The sequence below is a fragment of the Sandarakinorhabdus sp. genome, assembly GCF_041689835.1.
Classification (GTDB): Bacteria; Pseudomonadota; Alphaproteobacteria; order Sphingomonadales; family Sphingomonadaceae; genus Sandarakinorhabdus.
The window spans coordinates 1-16,869 of the sequence record NZ_JBDNFM010000043.1; the positions used below are offsets into that span (position 1 = coordinate 1).

Annotated in this window: 17 protein-coding genes and 1 pseudogene; 3 read left to right on the plus strand and 15 right to left on the minus strand. The window is 63.9% G+C overall.

Features of this window, described 5'->3' with window-relative positions:
- From ACESL8_RS02025 to dusB, 6 genes and pseudogenes are all read right to left on the minus strand, one after another.
- Positions 1–735, minus strand: a 735-nt coding sequence (locus ACESL8_RS02025) for a lytic transglycosylase domain-containing protein (RefSeq protein WP_372915402.1), incomplete at its 3' end; no start/stop codon positions are given.
- Between the two features lie 45 nt (positions 736–780).
- Positions 781–2,091, minus strand: a complete 1,311-nt coding sequence (gene hflX, locus ACESL8_RS02030) for a GTPase HflX (protein WP_372915460.1) — start codon at positions 2,089–2,091, stop codon at positions 781–783.
- Between the two features lie 52 nt (positions 2,092–2,143).
- Positions 2,144–2,383 (minus strand): annotated as a pseudogene (gene hfq, locus ACESL8_RS02035) (RNA chaperone Hfq); the annotation flags it as partial.
- 100 nt (positions 2,384–2,483) lie between these two features.
- A complete protein-coding gene (locus ACESL8_RS02040; protein ID WP_372915404.1) occupies positions 2,484–3,887 on the minus strand; it encodes a sigma-54-dependent transcriptional regulator in 1,404 nt (467 codons plus the stop codon).
- An 18-nt stretch (positions 3,888–3,905) separates the two neighbouring features.
- A complete protein-coding gene (locus tag ACESL8_RS02045) occupies positions 3,906–6,248 on the minus strand; it encodes an ATP-binding protein (protein WP_372915407.1) in 2,343 nt (780 codons plus the stop codon).
- Positions 6,249–6,323: 75 nt separating this feature from the next.
- Positions 6,324–7,340 (minus strand): tRNA dihydrouridine synthase DusB, encoded by a 1,017-nt coding sequence (gene dusB, locus ACESL8_RS02050; protein WP_372915410.1) that lies wholly within the window; start codon positions 7,338–7,340, stop codon positions 6,324–6,326.
- Positions 7,341–7,405: 65 nt separating this feature from the next.
- On the opposite strand from dusB, the gene ACESL8_RS02055 reads away from it, so the two are divergent.
- Both ACESL8_RS02055 and ACESL8_RS02060 read left to right on the plus strand, forming a co-directional pair.
- A complete protein-coding gene (locus tag ACESL8_RS02055; RefSeq protein ID WP_372915414.1) occupies positions 7,406–8,575 on the plus strand; it encodes a bifunctional 2-C-methyl-D-erythritol 4-phosphate cytidylyltransferase/2-C-methyl-D-erythritol 2,4-cyclodiphosphate synthase in 1,170 nt (389 codons plus the stop codon).
- Positions 8,572–9,060 (plus strand): CinA family protein, encoded by a 489-nt coding sequence (locus ACESL8_RS02060; protein ID WP_372915416.1) that lies wholly within the window; start codon positions 8,572–8,574, stop codon positions 9,058–9,060. The genes ACESL8_RS02055 and ACESL8_RS02060 overlap by 4 nt, the downstream gene beginning before the upstream one ends.
- 3 nt (positions 9,061–9,063) lie before the next feature.
- Here the strand turns inward: ACESL8_RS02060 and ACESL8_RS02065 are convergent, their stop codons facing one another.
- Genes ACESL8_RS02065 through ACESL8_RS02075 form a run of 3 tightly spaced genes read right to left on the minus strand, consistent with a single transcriptional unit; the run spans position 9,064 to position 10,928 of the window.
- A complete protein-coding gene (locus tag ACESL8_RS02065) occupies positions 9,064–9,525 on the minus strand; it encodes a type II toxin-antitoxin system RatA family toxin (RefSeq protein ID WP_372915419.1) in 462 nt (153 codons plus the stop codon).
- Positions 9,525–10,472 (minus strand): lipoyl synthase, encoded by a 948-nt coding sequence (gene lipA / locus ACESL8_RS02070; RefSeq protein WP_372915422.1) that lies wholly within the window; start codon positions 10,470–10,472, stop codon positions 9,525–9,527. The genes ACESL8_RS02065 and lipA overlap by 1 nt, the downstream gene beginning before the upstream one ends.
- Positions 10,473–10,508: 36 nt before the next feature.
- A complete protein-coding gene (locus ACESL8_RS02075) occupies positions 10,509–10,928 on the minus strand; it encodes a hypothetical protein (RefSeq protein WP_372915426.1) in 420 nt (139 codons plus the stop codon).
- A gap of 331 nt (positions 10,929–11,259) precedes the next feature.
- Between ACESL8_RS02075 and ACESL8_RS02080 the strand changes: the two genes are divergently transcribed.
- Entirely contained in the window at positions 11,260–11,946 is a 687-nt protein-coding gene (locus ACESL8_RS02080; protein ID WP_372915430.1) for a carbonic anhydrase, read from the plus strand.
- A gap of 247 nt (positions 11,947–12,193) precedes the next feature.
- On the opposite strand, the gene ACESL8_RS02085 is transcribed toward ACESL8_RS02080, so the two are convergent.
- The 6 genes from ACESL8_RS02085 to ACESL8_RS02110 form a co-directional block, all read right to left on the minus strand.
- Positions 12,194–12,562 carry a hypothetical protein gene (locus ACESL8_RS02085; RefSeq protein ID WP_372915434.1) on the minus strand — a complete coding sequence of 123 codons (369 nt, stop codon included), beginning with the start codon at positions 12,560–12,562 and terminating at the stop codon, positions 12,194–12,196.
- Positions 12,562–13,956: a dihydrolipoyl dehydrogenase gene (lpdA, locus tag ACESL8_RS02090; RefSeq protein WP_372915437.1), complete on the minus strand. Its 1,395-nt coding sequence runs from the start codon at positions 13,954–13,956 to the stop codon at positions 12,562–12,564. The genes ACESL8_RS02085 and lpdA overlap by 1 nt, the downstream gene beginning before the upstream one ends.
- Positions 13,953–14,342 carry an endonuclease domain-containing protein gene (locus ACESL8_RS02095; RefSeq protein WP_372915442.1) on the minus strand — a complete coding sequence of 130 codons (390 nt, stop codon included), beginning with the start codon at positions 14,340–14,342 and terminating at the stop codon, positions 13,953–13,955. The genes lpdA and ACESL8_RS02095 overlap by 4 nt, the downstream gene beginning before the upstream one ends.
- A gap of 68 nt (positions 14,343–14,410) precedes the next feature.
- Complete coding sequence (locus ACESL8_RS02100; protein WP_372915446.1) at positions 14,411–15,685, minus strand: pyruvate dehydrogenase complex dihydrolipoamide acetyltransferase; 1,275 nt, start codon at positions 15,683–15,685, stop codon at positions 14,411–14,413.
- Between the two features lie 2 nt (positions 15,686–15,687).
- Positions 15,688–16,362 (minus strand): NYN domain-containing protein, encoded by a 675-nt coding sequence (locus tag ACESL8_RS02105; protein WP_372915451.1) that lies wholly within the window; start codon positions 16,360–16,362, stop codon positions 15,688–15,690.
- Positions 16,362–16,869 (minus strand): transketolase C-terminal domain-containing protein (locus tag ACESL8_RS02110; protein WP_372915456.1); only part of this gene is annotated, 508 nt, incomplete at its 5' end. The genes ACESL8_RS02110 and ACESL8_RS02105, both read right to left, overlap by 1 nt.

Sequence of the window (16,869 nt, forward strand, 5' to 3'; positions counted from 1 at the left end):
GAAACCCCAGGCCTCCCCCTGCTGCCATCCGCTGCGCGCCAGATATTGACCGATGGAGGCGAACACATCGGCCTGGCTGCCCCACAGATCGACCTTGCCATCGCCGTCGCCGTCCTTGCCGTGGCTGAGGTAGCTGGTGGGCAGGAACTGCGTCTGGCCGAACGCCCCGGCCCAGCTGCCCTTCATCGCATCCCGCGCCACACGGCCTTCGCCCACCATCCGCACGGCGGCATCCAACTCTCGGGCGAACATCTCGCGCCGGCGGCCTTCAAAAGCGAGGGTGGCAAGCGCGGAGGGCAGATCATAGCGGCCAAGCACGCGGCCATAGCTGGTTTCGATCCCCCAGATGGCGGCGATCACCGCAGCCGGTACGCCGCTTGCTGCCTGAGCGCGGGCAATAATCTCGCGGTTGGCCGCAAACTGGCGCTGGCCGTGGGGAATGCGGTCACCGCGGAACTTGGCTGCAAGATAGTCCGGGAACCGGATCGGTTTGGCTGCGCCGCCGGGCTGGCTGCGATCGGCGCCGATCACGCGCGGCACCAGTTGCACTCCGGCAAGGGTTGCATCCAGCCATTCCGGCTTCAGCCCGCGCGCCGTGGCCTCGGCGCGGTAGATCGTCAGCCATTCGGCAAAGGCCGCCTGCTGCTGCGGCGAAACCGGGGTTTCATCGGCATGGGCCGGCGCGGTCCCGATCAGGGCCGCAGCCAACGCCAGAAGGAAAAGGCGGGCGTGCATATCCCTATTTGCCAAAGCGACGCCGCCGGGGAAAGAGCAAAAGGCTCAACTCATCGCATCAAAGCGCGACTTGTCCTTGTCCGACAGGCGCACTTGCAGGGTCAGGCTTTCGTCGTCGCCGGATTGGCCCACCACTTCGCCGTGGCTGTGCAGCCAGGCCATGCGGCGGCCGTCGGTCACCGCCACGGTGATGCGGTGCACGCGCTCATCGGCGCGCAAGGTGAGATCCATCGCCGCCTGCAACTGTTCCAGCCCTTCACCCGTGAGCGCCGAAACCGGGATGGCATCATTGCCGGCCTCTGCCCGCACCAGTTCACGTTGTTCATCATCAAGAGCGTCGATCTTGTTGAAAACCGTGATCATCGGTGTTTCGCGCTGGCCCGGCGCGAGGCCCAGGCTGGTGAGCACATCGATCACATCCTGCGCCTGGGCGTCGCTGTCGGGGTGGCTGATGTCGCGCACATGGACGATCAGATCAGCCTCCAGCACTTCCTCAAGGGTGGCGCGGAACGCTGCGACCAACTGCGTCGGCAGATCGGACACGAAACCCACCGTGTCGGACAAGACCACCTTTTCGTGGCCCGGCAGCTTGATGGCGCGCATGGTGGGATCGAGCGTGGCAAACAACAGATCCTCGGCGCGCACTTCGGCGCCGGTCAGCCGGTTGAACAGGGTGGATTTGCCGGAATTGGTATAACCGACCAGCGCCACCACCGGCCACGGTGCCTTCTGGCGGTTGCGGCGGTGCAGGCCGCGGGTGCGGCGCACGTCTTCCAGATCATCGCGCAGGCGGGCGATGCGGTCGCGGATCAGCCGCCTGTCGGATTCGATCTGCGATTCGCCGGGGCCGCCCAAAAAGCCGAAGCCGCCGCGCTGGCGTTCAAGGTGAGTCCAGCTGCGCACCAGGCGACTGGCCTGATATTGCAGATGTGCCAGTTCCACCTGCAACGTGCCTTCCGCCGTGCTGGCGCGTTCACCGAAGATTTCCAGAATAAGACCCGTGCGGTCGATCACCTTGGCTTTCAGCAGTTTTTCGAGGTTGCGCTGCTGCACCGGGGTGACACGGCCATCGATGATGACCACTTCGGCTTCCATCGATGCCACCAGCCCGGCAAGGCGTTCGATCTGCCCGCTGCCAAGCAGGCGGGACACCTGGACCGAACGCACCTTCACCACCTCGGCATGCGCGACATCAAGCGCGATGGCTCGGGTCAACCCAATGGCTTCGGCCAGCTTGGCTTCAGGGGAACGCAGGGCGTGGCCGACAGAGGCCTTGGACGTGATATGCGGCAGGATGACCACGGCGCGCGCACCCACCCGGATGCCGCGCGCTTCATCGAAGCCGCCAATGGTCAGTTCGCCGGGCTGTTCTGGCTGATTACTCAAAATGTCTCTTTCAGTCTTCGGTTTCGGCTTCGGTTTCTGCTTCGAACAGTTGCAGCGGCGTGGCCGGCATCACGGTCGAAATTGCGTGCTTGTAAACCAGCTGGCTGTTGCCGTCGCGGCGCAGCAATATCGAAAAATTGTCGAACCAGGTGATGACCCCCTGCAGCTTGACCCCGTTGACCAGAAACATCGTAACCGGGGTGCGGGTCTTGCGTACGCTGTTCAGGAACAAGTCCTGCAGGCTGTTGGATTTGTCCGCCACCGGGCCATCCTTTTTTGTTTTTGGGCCGGCTTGATGCCGCCATGGCAGGAACATAGGGACGGCGAGGCGGATTTTCAAATACGCAGTTCGCCACATCCGGTCAGGATGGATCGACCCCGCCGCTTTCCGGGCCGGGCTCGTCGGCGAGGCCAAGCGCCTTCAGCTTGCGGTGCAGCGCACTGCGTTCCATGCCGATGAAGGCGGCAGTACGGCTGATATTACCAGAAAATCGCCGGATCTGTGCGCGCAGATATTCACGCTCGAACGCTTCGCGGGCTTCGCGCAGCGGCGTGCCCATGATCGATCGCACCGCCTGCCCCGGCACAAGGCGCGCTGGTTCGGCGGTCACTTCCGAAGGCAGCATGTCGATATCCAGCTGCCCCATGCTGGTTGTCGGGGCCATGATCATGGTGCGTTCGATCACGTTCCTGAGCTGGCGCACGTTGCCCGGCCAATCATAGGTTTGCAGCGCCGCCAGCGCATCGTCCGACATGTCCGGTGTCGGCATGCCGCGTTCGGCGGCATAGCGCGCGAGGAAATAGCGCGCCAGCTCGGCCACATCCTCGCGGCGTTCCGATAAAGGCGGCAGCCGCACAGGCACGACGTTCAACCGATAATACAGATCTTCGCGGAAGCGGCCGGCGGCGATTTCGGCGGATAAATCGCGGCTGGTGGCTGAAATCACCCGCACATCCACCCGCACCCAGCGCGCGCCGCCCACCCGCTGAAACACCTGTTCGGTGAGCACGCGCAGGATCTTGGCTTGCGTTGTCATCGGCATGTCGGCCACGTCGTCCAGAAACAGCGTGCCGCCATGCGCCTGTTCAAGCAGACCGGCACGGACATTCTCGCCGCCCTCCTCCACGCCAAACAGCGTTTCCTCCACCCGGTCAGGGGTCATGCGTGCAGCCGAAACCACCACGAACGGTGCCTCGACCCGTGGGCTCCACTGGTGCAGCAGGCGTGCGGCGACCTCCTTGCCGGAACCGGCAGCGCCGCTGATCAGCACGCGGCTGCCGGTGGCGGCCACGCGCTTGAGGGTGGCGCGCACCTGGTTGATCTGCGGCGAGGTGCCCGTGAGCTCGATATCCAGGCCAACCCGTTCCTTCAGCGCCTCATATTCGCGGCGCAGGCGTTCGGTTTCGGTGGCGCGGCGCACCACCAGCAGCAGTTGTTCGGCCTTGAACGGCTTTTCGATATAATCGTAGGCGCCGCGCTTGATGGCCGCCACGGCGGTATCAAGATTGCCGTGCCCGGAAATCACCACCACCGGCAAGGTGGGATCGCGCGCTTTCATCGCATCGAGCAGCTCGATCCCGTCCATCGAGGAGCCTTGCAGCCAGACATCAAGGATGACGAGGCTGGGCCGGCGTTCGGCCAGCGCCGCCAGCGCACCTTCGGCATTGGCGGCAACGCGCGTTTCAAATCCTTCGTCGCCCAGTACACCGGCCACCAGTTCGCGGATATCGGCTTCATCATCGACGATCAGGATATCAAGGGCCATGGCAGGGGGCAGTCCTTTTCAGGCAGTGGTGACAGAAGCCGCAGCGGAGGCGAGCGGCGGGCCAGGTTGCGGTTCGGGGACGAGATGGCGGCTGATGCGGGCGATCACCAGCGCGCCTGGGCTGCCGGGCCAAGGTTCCGGGTTGTCGGCCAGTTCCAGCTGGCCGCCATGATCCTCGATGATCTTGGCACAGATGGCGAGGCCAAGCCCGGTGCCGCGCGCGCGCGTCGTGACATAGGGTTCCAGCAAGCGCGTGCGATCTTCCGCCGGAAAGCCCAGCCCATTATCGGCAATGGCGATCCGCACCGTATCGGCATCGGCGGTCACCGAAATGTCGATGTGGCCGGGCTCGGCGCCTTCGCCGTCGCGCTCCAACCTGGCGGTCACGCTTTCGGCGGCGTTCTTGATCAGATTGGTGAGCGCCCGGCCCAATTGCTGACGGTCGCACACCAGCGCCAGATCGTTGGCAACAGATTGGGTGAAGCTGATCGCCGGGAAGGCCACATCCTGCAGCACCAGTGCCTGCCTCAATAGCCGATCGACGCCGTCCACAGCAAACACCGGACGCGGCAGCCGGGCGAATTCGGAAAATTCATCCACCATGCGGCGCAGATCGTCCACTTGCCGCACGATGGTACCAGTCAATGTGGTGAAGGTATCGGCATCCTCGTGAATTTGCCGGCCGAATTTGCGTTGCAGGCGTTCGGCCGCCAGCGAAATCGGGGTGAGCGGGTTCTTGATTTCGTGCGCGATGCGGCGGGCGACATCAGCCCAAGCGGCGCGGCGCTGATCGGCCAGTTGCGCCGTGATGTCGTCAAAGGTCAGCACAAAGCCTTCGGCGCGGCCTTCGGCGTCTTCGGCTGCACCGATGCGCACAGCCAGCGTCTGGATTTCCTCCCCGCGCTCGATGCGAACCTGGCCGGCAGCGTCACCGGTCTGCTGGGCCTGCGCCAGCAGATCGGCCAGTTCGGGCGCCACATCCTGCAATATCCGCCCGCGCAGCACCCGGTACGGCAGCGCCAGCAGCGCCGCGGCAGAGGCATTGGCAACGCGGATCACCCCTTCCGGCGCGATCGACATGACACCCGCCGAAACCCCGGCCAGCACCGCCTCGGTAAAGCGGCGGCGGGTATCAAGCTCGTCGTTAGCCGACAGCAGCGCCGTTTGCTGCGCCTTCAACTGGCTGGTCATGCGGTTGAAGGCGCGTTCGAGCACACCGATTTCGTCGGCCTGGCCGCGCACCGGCACCCGCACATCCAGGTCCCCCGCCCCCACCCGTTCGGCGGCCAATGCCAGGCGGGCAATGGGTTCAACAAGGCGCGTGGCCAGCCACAGCGCATACCAGATGGCCACAATCAACGTGAGCAGCGACACCGCCATCAGGATAAGGTTGAACCGCAGCTGCATCACCCGGCTGCGTTCGGTGAGCGCATTATACTCGCCCAGCGCGCCAGCCGCCTGGGCGGCGCGCGCCAGCACAGCGGGATCGACCTTGCGGCTGACATACAGAAAGGTGCCGGGGCTGCCGGGCACGGCGACGGCGGCCTCCACCCGGTCTTCACCAGCGCCGATCAGCGTGACAGGGGCGCTTGCGGCGCGGGCCAGATCGATATCGGCAACATGCAGCTGAACTTGCGCGGGCGTAACCCCGCTGGCCGCCACCAATTGCAGTCCGGCAGGCGTTTTCCGGAAAACGGCGGCTTCGGTGAGGGTGCGGCCCGCCACCTGGAAATCCAGGCCGCGGCGATACAGCGGCGTGCCCTCGCCGAAATCGCGGGCATAACTCGCCACATCGGCGGCCATCACCACGATATCATCGCCGATGCGCTGGCGGTTTTCTTCCACATAGGCCCTGGCGACCTGATTGGAGCTGTCGAGAATGGTCTTCACCCGATCCGAAAACCAGAATTGCACCCCGAACTGGAACAACAGGCTGGCAAACACCACCACCAGCAGCGTGGGCACGGCGGCGATCCCGGCAAACAGCGCCACCAGCCGCAAATGCAAGTGAGCGCCGGCCAGGCCCTTGCGGCGATTGGTGATCAGGATCGCGACACGCCGGCCGATCAGCACAACCAGCAGCATCGCTGGCGCCAGGCACGCAACCACCAGCAACGCCACCAGCGGCTGCGAGGCGCCATTGGCCGGCAACCCGCGCCGTGTGAGATAAGCATAGCTGGACCAGCCCATGACGATGGTGGCGATGGCCGCCAGCACTTCGACACGGGGATAGAAATTGTCGTTGCGGGTAATGCGCAGAACCCGGCGCGGCAGCCGCCGCCAACGCAGCGCCAGCTTGGCACTGGCAAAACGTCGCCGCCGGATCGGCGCGGTTTCCAAGATGAGCGATTCGACCGTCACAGAACCGCAGCATAGCCCGGCATTGTGTCTTCGGGAACACAGTGATGCGCCGCACCGTTGCCGTGTTGCGACAGCCTACGCTGCGAGAGCCCCAATTGGGGGGGGCAGTTCGGCTTGCGCCGCGTAAAACCGGTCGATCATCGCCAGCACTGTCTGGCTTTCCGCCACGAAATTCACGCTGTTGCGGAAAACCGCGCTGTCGTGCAGCCCCTTGGTATACCAGCCCAGATGCTTACGAGCGAGGTTCACCCCGTTGATCTCGCCGTAAAGCGCGAGCATCAGGGCGTAATGTTCCCTCACCAGCGAATGCTGCTGTTCCAGCGTCGGATCGGCCGGCACGTCGCGGCACGTCAGCGCCGCCATCACCTGCGCGATCAGCCAGGGTTTGCCATACGCGCCGCGTCCGATCATCACGCCATCCGCGCCACTTTGCGCCAGCGCGGTCTTGGCATCGTCAATCGAGCAGATATCGCCGTTGACGATCACCGGCAGGCGCACCGCGTCCTTCACATTGCGCACGAACGCCCAATCGGCGGTGCCCGAATACAGCTGGCAGCGGGTGCGGCCGTGCACGGTGATGAGGTGAATGCCCTCGCCTTCGGCAATGCGCGCCAGCTCGGGTGCGTTGAGGCTCTGGTGATCCCAGCCCATCCGCATCTTCAGTGTCACCGGCAATTTTACCGCTTTCACCGTGGCGCGGATCAACTGCGCCGCCAGCGGCAGGTTGCGCATCAGCGATGATCCCGCGTTGCCGTTGACCACCTTCTTCACCGGGCAGCCCATGTTGATATCGATGATTGCCGCGCCCATCTGCTCATTGAGCTTGGCGGCTTCGGCCATCCGCTGCGGCTCGCACCCGGCAAGCTGCATCGACACCGGCTCCTCGCTCGGATGCCAGGCGGCTTTCTGGAGGCTCTGCCGGGTCTCGCGGATCATCGCTTCCGATGCGATCATTTCGGTCACGGTCAGCCCGGCGCCGAACCGCTTGACCAGCGTGCGGAACGGCATGTCGGTCACGCCGGTCATCGGTGCCAGGATTACCGGCACGTCGATGCGGTTGGGGCCGATCTGGATGGAGGAGATAAGGCTCATTGCCGGCGGGCCATAGCGCAGATTGGCCCTTTCCGACAAGGCGAGCGCGCTCTATGCGGCAGCACATGCGTATCCACGCCCTCATCGTTGCAGCCGGCAGCGGCATTCGCGCCGGCGGCGGCGTGCCAAAACAATATCGCGCCGTGGCCGGGCAGCCGCTGCTGCGCCATGCTGTGCTGCGCCTGCTCAACCACCCCGCCATCAGCGGCGTCACCGTGGTGATCAATGCGAATTGCCTGGCGCTGTATAATCAAGCTGTGGCCGGACTGGGCCTGCCTGCGCCTGTTTGCGGCGGTGCGACCCGGCAGGAAAGCGTGGCCGCCGGGCTGGAAGCGCTGGCTGGTGACCCACCCGAAATCGTGCTGGTGCACGATGCCGCCCGCGCCTTTGTGCCCGATACGGTAATTGATGCGGTGATCGCTGCATTCGCAGATGCAGCGGTGGACGGCGCCTGCCCGGCCCTGCCCCAGATCGACAGTCTGCGCAGCGGTGAGGCGGGGCGTTATTCCGGCAGCATCGATCGCGGCAATCTGTGGCGGGTGCAGACCCCGCAAGCGTTTCGCTATCCCGCGCTGCTCGCAGCGCACCGCGCCGCCGCCGCCAATGAAGGTGAAAGCGCGGCCACCGATGACGTGGCAATTGCGCTGGCCGCCGGGCTGTGCGTTGCCATCACGCCCGGCGACGAACGCGCTTTCAAGGTGACGGAAGCGTCCGATTTTGCCAAAGCGCAAGGCATGACCGCCTATTCCTCCCGCGCTGCCTCCGGTTTTGACGTCCACCGCTTCGGCCCGGGGGATCATGTCTGGCTGTGCGGCATCAAGGTTGCGCACGATGCCGGGCTGATCGGCCACAGCGACGCCGATGCCGGGCTGCACGCGCTCACCGATGCGTTGCTTGGCACCATCGCGGCCGGCGATATCGGCGATCATTTTCCGCCCACCGACGAACGCTGGCGCGGCGCTGCGTCCGATCAGTTCCTGGCCCACGCCGCGTACCTTGTGCGAGAACGCGGCGGCCTGATCGATCACGTCGATGTCACGCTGATCTGCGAACGCCCCAAGGTCGGCCCCCACCGTGTAGCGATGCGGGGGCGGATTGCCGCCATCCTTGGCCTGGACGTGAGCCGGGTGAGCGTAAAGGCCACCACCACCGAAAAACTCGGCTTCACCGGCCGTCAGGAAGGCATCGCCGCCCAGGCCATGGCCAGCGTGCGTTTGCCGGAGAGCGTGTCATGAACCCCGAACTCATCGCCTTGGCGGAGCAAGTGCTGGCCGAAAACCGCGCGTTGGGCCGCCGCATCGCGCTGGCCGAAAGCTGCACCGGCGGCATGGTGGCAGCGGCGCTCACCGAAATCGCCGGCTCGTCCGACGTGTTCGATCGCGGCTTCGTCACCTACAGCAACGAAGCCAAGATGGAGATGCTGGGCGTATCCGAAGACGTGATCGCCACGTTTGGCGCCGTCTCGGTCGCCGCCGCTTGGGCCATGGCGCTGGGCGTGCTCAAGCACAGCCACGCCGATGTCGCGGTTTCGATCACCGGCGTCGCCGGGCCGGGCGGCGCCACCACCAAAAAGCCGGTGGGCATGGTGGTGTTTGCCCGTGCCATTCGCGGCGAGAATCCGGAGATGGTGGTTGCCGATACAAGGCAGTTCGGTGATCTCGGCCGCGCCGAAGTGCGCCGGCAAGCCGCGCTGGTGGCGCTGGAACTGCTCAGGCCGTAATTCTCAACGCGGCCCGTAAAGCACTTCAGCGCGGGCCACGAAGGCTGCTACCATCCGTTCGAAGGCCTGGGTGAAAAACATCCCGGCCAACTTTTCGAAGGCGCGATTGCGGAATTCGAAATCCACCGCGAAATCGATTTCACAACCCCCGCCCAATCCGATGCCCGGTCCCATCTCGGGGGCATCGCGGAAGTTCCAGTCGTTGAACAGATGCTTCATCGGCCCGTCAAGATACTCGACATGCACCGAATTCGGGCGCCGCAGCGTGACCCGGCTGGTGAATTTCTCGCGTATGAAGCGGAAACCCACAACCATGTCGGCTACCAGAACCTCGCCCTGCTGCGGCCCGGCGCGCACACCCTGCACCCACGGCAGAAACTCCGGATAGCGGCCGATATCGGCAACCAGATCGAACATTTCGGCGGCCGACCATGCCAGCCGGCGCACTTCGCGGTGTTTGGGCATCAGGCCTTCGCAGCCACGGCAGCTTTGCGCCGCGCCTGCATTTCGGCAAAATCCCGCCCGGCATGATAGCTTGACCGCGTGAGCGGTGTTGCTGCCACCAGCAAAAAACCTTTGGAGCGTGCCACTGCGGCATGAGCATTGAAGGTGGCCGGCGGCACGAATTCCATCACCTTGGCATGGCGCGGGGTTGGCTGCAGATACTGGCCGACAGTGAGGAAATCGACACCCGCCGATCGCATGTCGTCAAACACCTGGTGCAGTTCCTGGCCTGTTTCGCCCAGGCCCACCATCAGGCCTGACTTGGTAAAGACGGTGGAGCTCAATTGCTTGACCCGGTCCAGCAGGCGCAGCGAATGGTAATAGCGCGCGCCCGGCCGGATGGTGGGATACAGGCGCGGCACGGTTTCCAGATTGTGGTTGTACACGTCCGGCCCGGCCTCGACGATCATCTCCACCGCCCGGTCCATCTTGTTGCGGAAATCGGGGGTGAGGATTTCGATGGTGGTGCCCGGCGTCTGCCGGCGCAGTTCTGCAATTACCTTGACGAATTGGCTGGCGCCGCCATCGGGCAGATCATCCCGGTCCACCGAGGTGATGACGATATGTTCAAGGCCCAGCTTGGCAGCCGCTTCGGCGACGTGGCCGGGCTCACTGATATCGACGATGCCGGGCATGCCGGTTTTCACGTTACAAAAGGCGCAGGCGCGGGTGCATGTATCGCCCAGGATCATCACGGTGGCGTGTTTCTGGCTCCAGCATTCCCCGATGTTGGGGCAGGCGGCTTCCTCGCACACGGTGTTGAGCTTCAGGCTGCGCATCAGCGCGCGGGTTTCGTTATAGGCCTTGCTGGTCGGCGCTTTCACGCGGATCCAGTCAGGCTTGCGCGGCAACCCGGCCAACGTCAGTTCTGGCGGCGCGGGGGGAAGATCGAGAACAGGTTCGCTCATACCCTGCAGATAGCCGCCGCTGCCGCGCGGAACAACTCAGTTATTGTGCACGGCTGCCCCATCAGGCGCATCGGCCGCAGCCTGTTCGGCAGCGTCTTCGGCAGCATGTATCACCGGGGTGCCGATTTCGAGGATCTTGTCGCAAAGATCGGGCGCGCCGCAATCGAGGCCAGCCACCGGGATCAACACAGCATCGGCCGGCACAATGCCAAGGTGGCGCGCCAGGCGCGCCAGCCACTGCTGCGGCGGATCGAGCGCCGGGTCTTTCAGGCGCATCAGCACCAAATCGAGGCCGCGTATCCGAACAGCATCGAATTCGGCAATATTCGTCCACCCCACCGGCTTTGCCGACCAGCGCCGATCCATCACGCCCTGAGCATCGATCCGCAGCATTGGCCAGGTATCGCGCTGCATGAGCATGGCGAGGCCCATCACCAGCAGCGCCGTCCCTGCCATGATCCAGACAATGGCCGTGCCAATTGTTTGCGCTGTCGTTCCGAACATCCGCATCAGCCGATCAAGCACAGACTGGTGTGAACCAATACCCAGTATTTGAAAAATAAAAGTAAGGCCCACCGCAGTCGCCAGAAGCGCCAGGGCAGCCATTGCCACCCTGACAGGTATATCTTCACGGTAGCTGGCTGCGAAACTCAACTGCGATGCCTTTCACATGCGATGTTCTGATTATTGCAAGTGCCCTGTCAAGAGGGTGCCAAGGCAGTTGGCACGCGTCCATTCCGGTGCGATAACATGGCGCACAACGCAACTTCACTATCGGGAGCACGACATGCCGGAATTCAAAGCCCTGCTGGAAGGCTACCGCCGTTTCCGCACCGGCGCCTATCAGGAACAACGCCGCCGTTACGATGCCCTGGCCGACAAGGGGCAGGCGCCCGGCCTGCTGGTCATCTCCTGTTCTGATAGCCGGGTCGATCCCACGCGCATCTTCGATACCGAACCGGGCCAGATGTTCGTGGTGCGCAACGTCGCCAATCTGGTGCCGCCCTGCGACAGCGACAACAGCCAGCACAGCACGTCGGCTGCCATCGAATATGCGGTTACCCAATTGAAAGTGCATCATATCCTAGTGCTGGGCCATGCCCGCTGCGGCGGTATCAAGGCCAGCCTCGAAGGTACGTTCGACGATGCGCCAATGGGCGAAGGCGGCTTCATCGGCCGCTGGATGAGCCTGATCGCCCCAGCCCGCGACATCATTCGTGCCGCCGCCAAGCTGTCACCCGATATCGATGCTTGCAGTGCACTGGAGCTCGCCGCCATCCGACTTTCGATCGACAATCTGCGCAGCTTCCCTTTCGTCGCCGAAGCCGAAGCCGCTGGCACGTTGCATCTGCAGGGCGCGCTATTCGATATCGCCGAAGGTGTGCTGCGCGTGCTCAACCACGACACCGGAAAATTCGAAACCGTGCCGATGGATTGGGAAAACGAGACCGCCTCCCTGCCGAAATCGAACTGACGACCGAAATAGATCTGAAGACCGAAAACGGGCGTATCCGGCACATATAGGGGGATGGCCGGATACGCCCGCAGCAGCTTGGCAGGGGCAAGGGCAGTTGCCGCGCCGCCAAGCCGATAAAACTATATAGGACTAATTTTGTCTCGATTGCAAGACCGAACATTGCATTCTTGTCATGAACACCTGCGGCAGGCCGCCGCACCCTTGTGCGACCCTCCCCCTGCGAGAGGTACTGAACGCGGCGCGGCTACTTCGCTTGCCTGTACGCCCTCCCGCGAGGGTCCTTGACGCCTGCCGCCTGGTTCACATTATCTATGAATTCCTTGTACTTGCATCCGGTCCAGCCGCCTGCACCCATGGCCGAACAACTGCCAAGGCTGCCCGCATCCGGCCCGAGCAAGCGGTTGCGCTCCGCCGAAACGCTAGCCGTGCCGCGCTCACCAAAGCCGCGCAGCACCTGAAGCGGCGCGCGATACGGGGAACGCGCCGGCTCGCGATCGGCACACACCACAATCTCGTCGGGTCGGCGTTTTGGTGGGCACAGCACGCTCCACCCCGGCGGCATCAGGCCCGCGCTGCCGGCAGCAGCCACAGCAAGAGCCGCCAGCAGGCCCATCAGTAATGAATGGCCCGCCCGTACGCGTCGAGCACGCTTTCGTGCATCATTTCGCTGAGCGTGGGATGCGGGAAAATCGTGTGCATCAGCTCCGCCTCGGTGGTTTCCAGACCCATGGCGATGGCATAGCCCTGGATCAGTTCGGTCACCTCGGCGCCCACCATGTGCGCGCCCAGCAACTGACCGGTGGCGGCGTCAAACACTGTTTTCACGAAACCGTCCGCCTCCCCCAGCGCAATCGCCTTGCCATTGCCGATGAACGGGAATTTGCCGACGCGCACGCTGTGGCCCGCCGCTTTGGCCCGGCTTTCCGTCAACCCGATGCTGGCGACTTGCGGGCGGGCATAGGTGCAGCCCGGAATCCGCGCCACATCCATCGCGTGCGGGTGATTGCCGGCGATATGCTCCACCGCGATGATGCCTTCGTGGCTGGCCTTGTGCGCCAGCCACGGCGGGCCGGTGACATCGCCGATGGCAAAAAGGCCGGGCACATTGGTGCGGCACATGCCGTCTGTATCGATATGGCCGCGCGTGGTGGCAACGCCCAGCGCCTCCAGCCCGATATTCTCGGTATTGGGCACGATGCCGATGGCGACGATGACATGGCTGTACTGGTCGGTGCTGGCCTTGCCGTCGGCGGTGGTGATGGTTGCGGTTACCCCCTCCGGCCCCGGCATCACATCCGACACCTTGGCGCCGGTGACGATGGTCATGCCCTGTTTGGTCAGCGCTTTGCCGACAAAGGCCGACACGTCCTCATCCTCCACCGGCAGCACCCGGTCCAGCATCTCGGCCACGGTAACCTTTGCGCCCATGTCGGAATAAAAACTGGCGAATTCAATCCCGATGGCGCCGGAACCGATCACCAGAAGCTTGGTTGGCATCACCGGCGGCACCATGGCGTGGCGATAAGTCCACAGGCGGTTGCCGTCCGCCGCCACCCCCGGCAAGTCTCGCGCCCGCGCGCCGGTTGCCACAATCACATTCTTCGCGGTCAGCGTGCGTTCGCCGCTGGCAGTGGTAACGGCCACGGTCGTTGCCCCGGTCAGCCGCCCCTGCCCTTCGATCACCTCGATTTTATTCTTCTTCATCAGCGATTTCACACCGCTGTTCAGCTGCGCCGCCACCTTGCGGCTGCGGTCCGTCACCTTCTTCAGGTCAAACGACGGCTTCTCCACGCTTAGGCCATAGGCATCGGCGTGGGTGATATAATGGTAAATTTCGCTTGTCCGCAGCAGCGCCTTGGTCGGGATGCAGCCCCAATTCAGGCAGATGCCGCCCAAAAGCTCACGCTCGATGATGGCAACGCTCATGCCCAACTGCGCCGCGCGGATGGCGGCGACATAGCCGCCGGGGCCGGAGCCGAGGATGACGAGGTCGTGGGTGGTGGTCATTGCTCTTCTTTCCCCTCTCCCCTTGCGGGAGAGGGTCGACTCGCCAAAGGCGAGCGGGGTGAGGGGTTCGCCAGCGCCAGAAACAGCCGCTCCGAGACCGGCTCCCTCTGGGTCAAATTCTCGTGATTCCAGAACCGCAGCACGCGAAAGCCCTGCCCTTCCAGCCATCGCGTCCGTGCCTCATCACGCGCAGTGTATGCATGTTGACCGCCATCGGCTTCCACGATCGATCGCGCGTCATAGCTCGGGAAGTCAGCAATAAACGGACCAACCGGCTCTTGCCGGCGAAAATTGTGGCCCGAAAACCGCCGATCGCGCAGCAGATACCAGAGCGCCTGCTCAGCCGAAGTTGGGGTCTTGCGCATGGTTCGGGTGCGGGATTTCAAGGGCGAAGCCCCCTCACCCCGCTCGGCTTCGCCGAGTCGACCCTCTCCCGAAAGGGGAGAGGGGGTTTTCATGCCACCAGCCCCAGCGGCGCTTCGATCAGCGCCTTCACCGCGCCCATCAACGCTGCGCCATCGGCCCCGTCGATTGCGCGGTGGTCGAAGCTGCCGGTGATGGTCATCACGGTGGCGATGGCGAGCGCGTCGCCCTTAACCACGGCGCGTTTTTCGCCGGCGCCCACGGCCAGGATCATGGCTTGCGGCGGGGTGATCACCGCGTCGAACTGTTTGATGCCGAACATGCCGAGGTTGGACAGGCTGGCGGTGCCGCCTTGATATTCGTGCGGCTGCAACTTGCCGGCGCGGGCCTTTTCGGCGAGCAGCTTCATTTCACTGGCGATCTGGCTCACAGCCTTGCCATCAGCGCCCACGATGATGGGTGTGATCAGGCCCGACGGCGCGGCAACGGCGACCGAGATATCGGCGCGGTCGTACACCAGCAGATTGTCGCCGGCAAAGCTCACATTGCACTTGGGCACTTGGCGCAGGCCCAGCGCCAGCGCCTTGATGACCAGATCATTCACACTCACCTTGATGCCGCGCGGTTCCAGCGCCTTGTTGAGCTCGCCGCGCAGTTTCAGCAGCGCATCGAGCTCGACATCAAGCGTGAGATAGATGTGCGGGATCGATTGCTTGGCCTCGGTCAGCCGGCGGGCGATCACCTTGCGGACATTGCCGAGTTTTTCGACATTGTGCGGAATGTCACTGGTGATGGGGGCTGCGGGGACGCGGGCTTCAACAGGCTCTGCCTGGGCGGGTCTGGGTGCAGGCGCTGCCGCAATCTCGGCCGGCACGCCCAAAGCTGCCTCAACATCGGCGCGCACGATGCGCCCGCGCGGGCCGCTGCCGGCGATGCTGGCCAGGTTCACGCCCTTCATCTCGGCGATGCGGCGGGCAAGCGGGCTGGCGATGATGCGGTCACCGGCCGGTGAGGCCTGAACAGGCGCGGCAACCGGCCCCGGTGCGGCTGCAGGCGAAGAAGCAGCGGGCGCTGCCTTTGGCGTAGGTGCAAGCGCCGCCTTCGGTGCCGGTGCGGCATCGTCGTCCTCACTCGTCAGGCGCATGATCACCGTGCCCACCGGCACGTTCTCCGCACCTTCAGCAACCAGCAGTTCGGTTATCGTGCCTTCGTCCACGGCTTCCACTTCCATGGTCGCCTTGTCGGTCTCGATTTCGGCGATGATGTCGCCGGATTTCACGGTGTCGCCGGGTTTGACATGCCATTTGGCCAGCGTGCCCACCTCCATGGTGGGCGACAGGGCGGGCATGGTCACATCAATAGCCATGATCAATTGTCCACAAAAAGCTGATCGACCAGGGCGCGTTGTTCATCTTCGTCCGGGTTGTCGATCAGGTCGGCCATATCGAGGAAATAGGCGGCGGCAGCGGCAAGCGGGCCGCTGTAGCGAACCTGGGTGCCTTGATCGGATTTCATGCCCCACGCCACCACCAGCGCGCGCTTGCCGATGGCGTTGATCTTCTTCACCAGCGGCACGAAATCACCATCGCCGGCCACCAGCGCCACTACGTCGGTGCGGTCACTCACGGCCAGATCGAATGCTTCCAGCGCCAGCCAGACATCGATGCCCTGTTCCTTGGGCGGTTCGCTGTTGGTATCGATGCGGGTGAAATGCGGGGTGATGTTGCTGACTGCAAGGATCTGATCGAACACCCTGTCGTTGCGCAGCGATTCCACCACGAAATTGGCGGTTTGCGCCCGGTCTTCCAGATCGCGCAGCGTGTAACGGCCACGGAAATAATGTGCTTCGACCACCCGGCAACGGTTGCGCGGCACGTCTTCCATATCGGCAGCAGCGATGCGGATGAAATCCATCAGGCCGGAAAGTGAAAGGCGCCTACCAACTTCATGTTCGAACTTGTAAAAGGTCGATACACGATTGAAATAACTGCCATCGATCATCACGGCGACCCGGGTTTGCCCAGGGGTTTTCATCGCAGCCATTACCGGTAACACACGGCGCGCGCCGCGGCGATCACGTCGTCCACTTTCAGCAACGCGGCCTTTTCCAGATTGGCGGCATAGGGCAGCGGCACATCTTCGTTGGTCACGCGTAGCACCGGCGCATCAAGATCATCAAAGCCCTTTTCCATCACCACGGCCATGATTTCCGACGCGATCGAACAGGCCGGCCAGCCTTCTTCCACCACCACCATGCGGTTGGTCTTCTTCACGCTTTCCAGCACGGCGGCGGTATCCATCGGGCGCAACGTGCGCAAATCGATCACCTCGGCATCAATGCCCAACGCCGCCAGCGCGTTGGCGGCCTGCAGCGACACGCCCACACCGATGCTGTAGCTCACCAGAGTCACATCCTTGCCCGCCCGCACGGTGCGCGCCTTGCCGATGGGAACCACATGATCGCCTTCCGGCACGTCGAAGCTTTGGCCATAAAGCAGCTCGTTTTCGAGAAACACCACCGGATCAGGCGAGCGGATCGCGGCCTTGAGC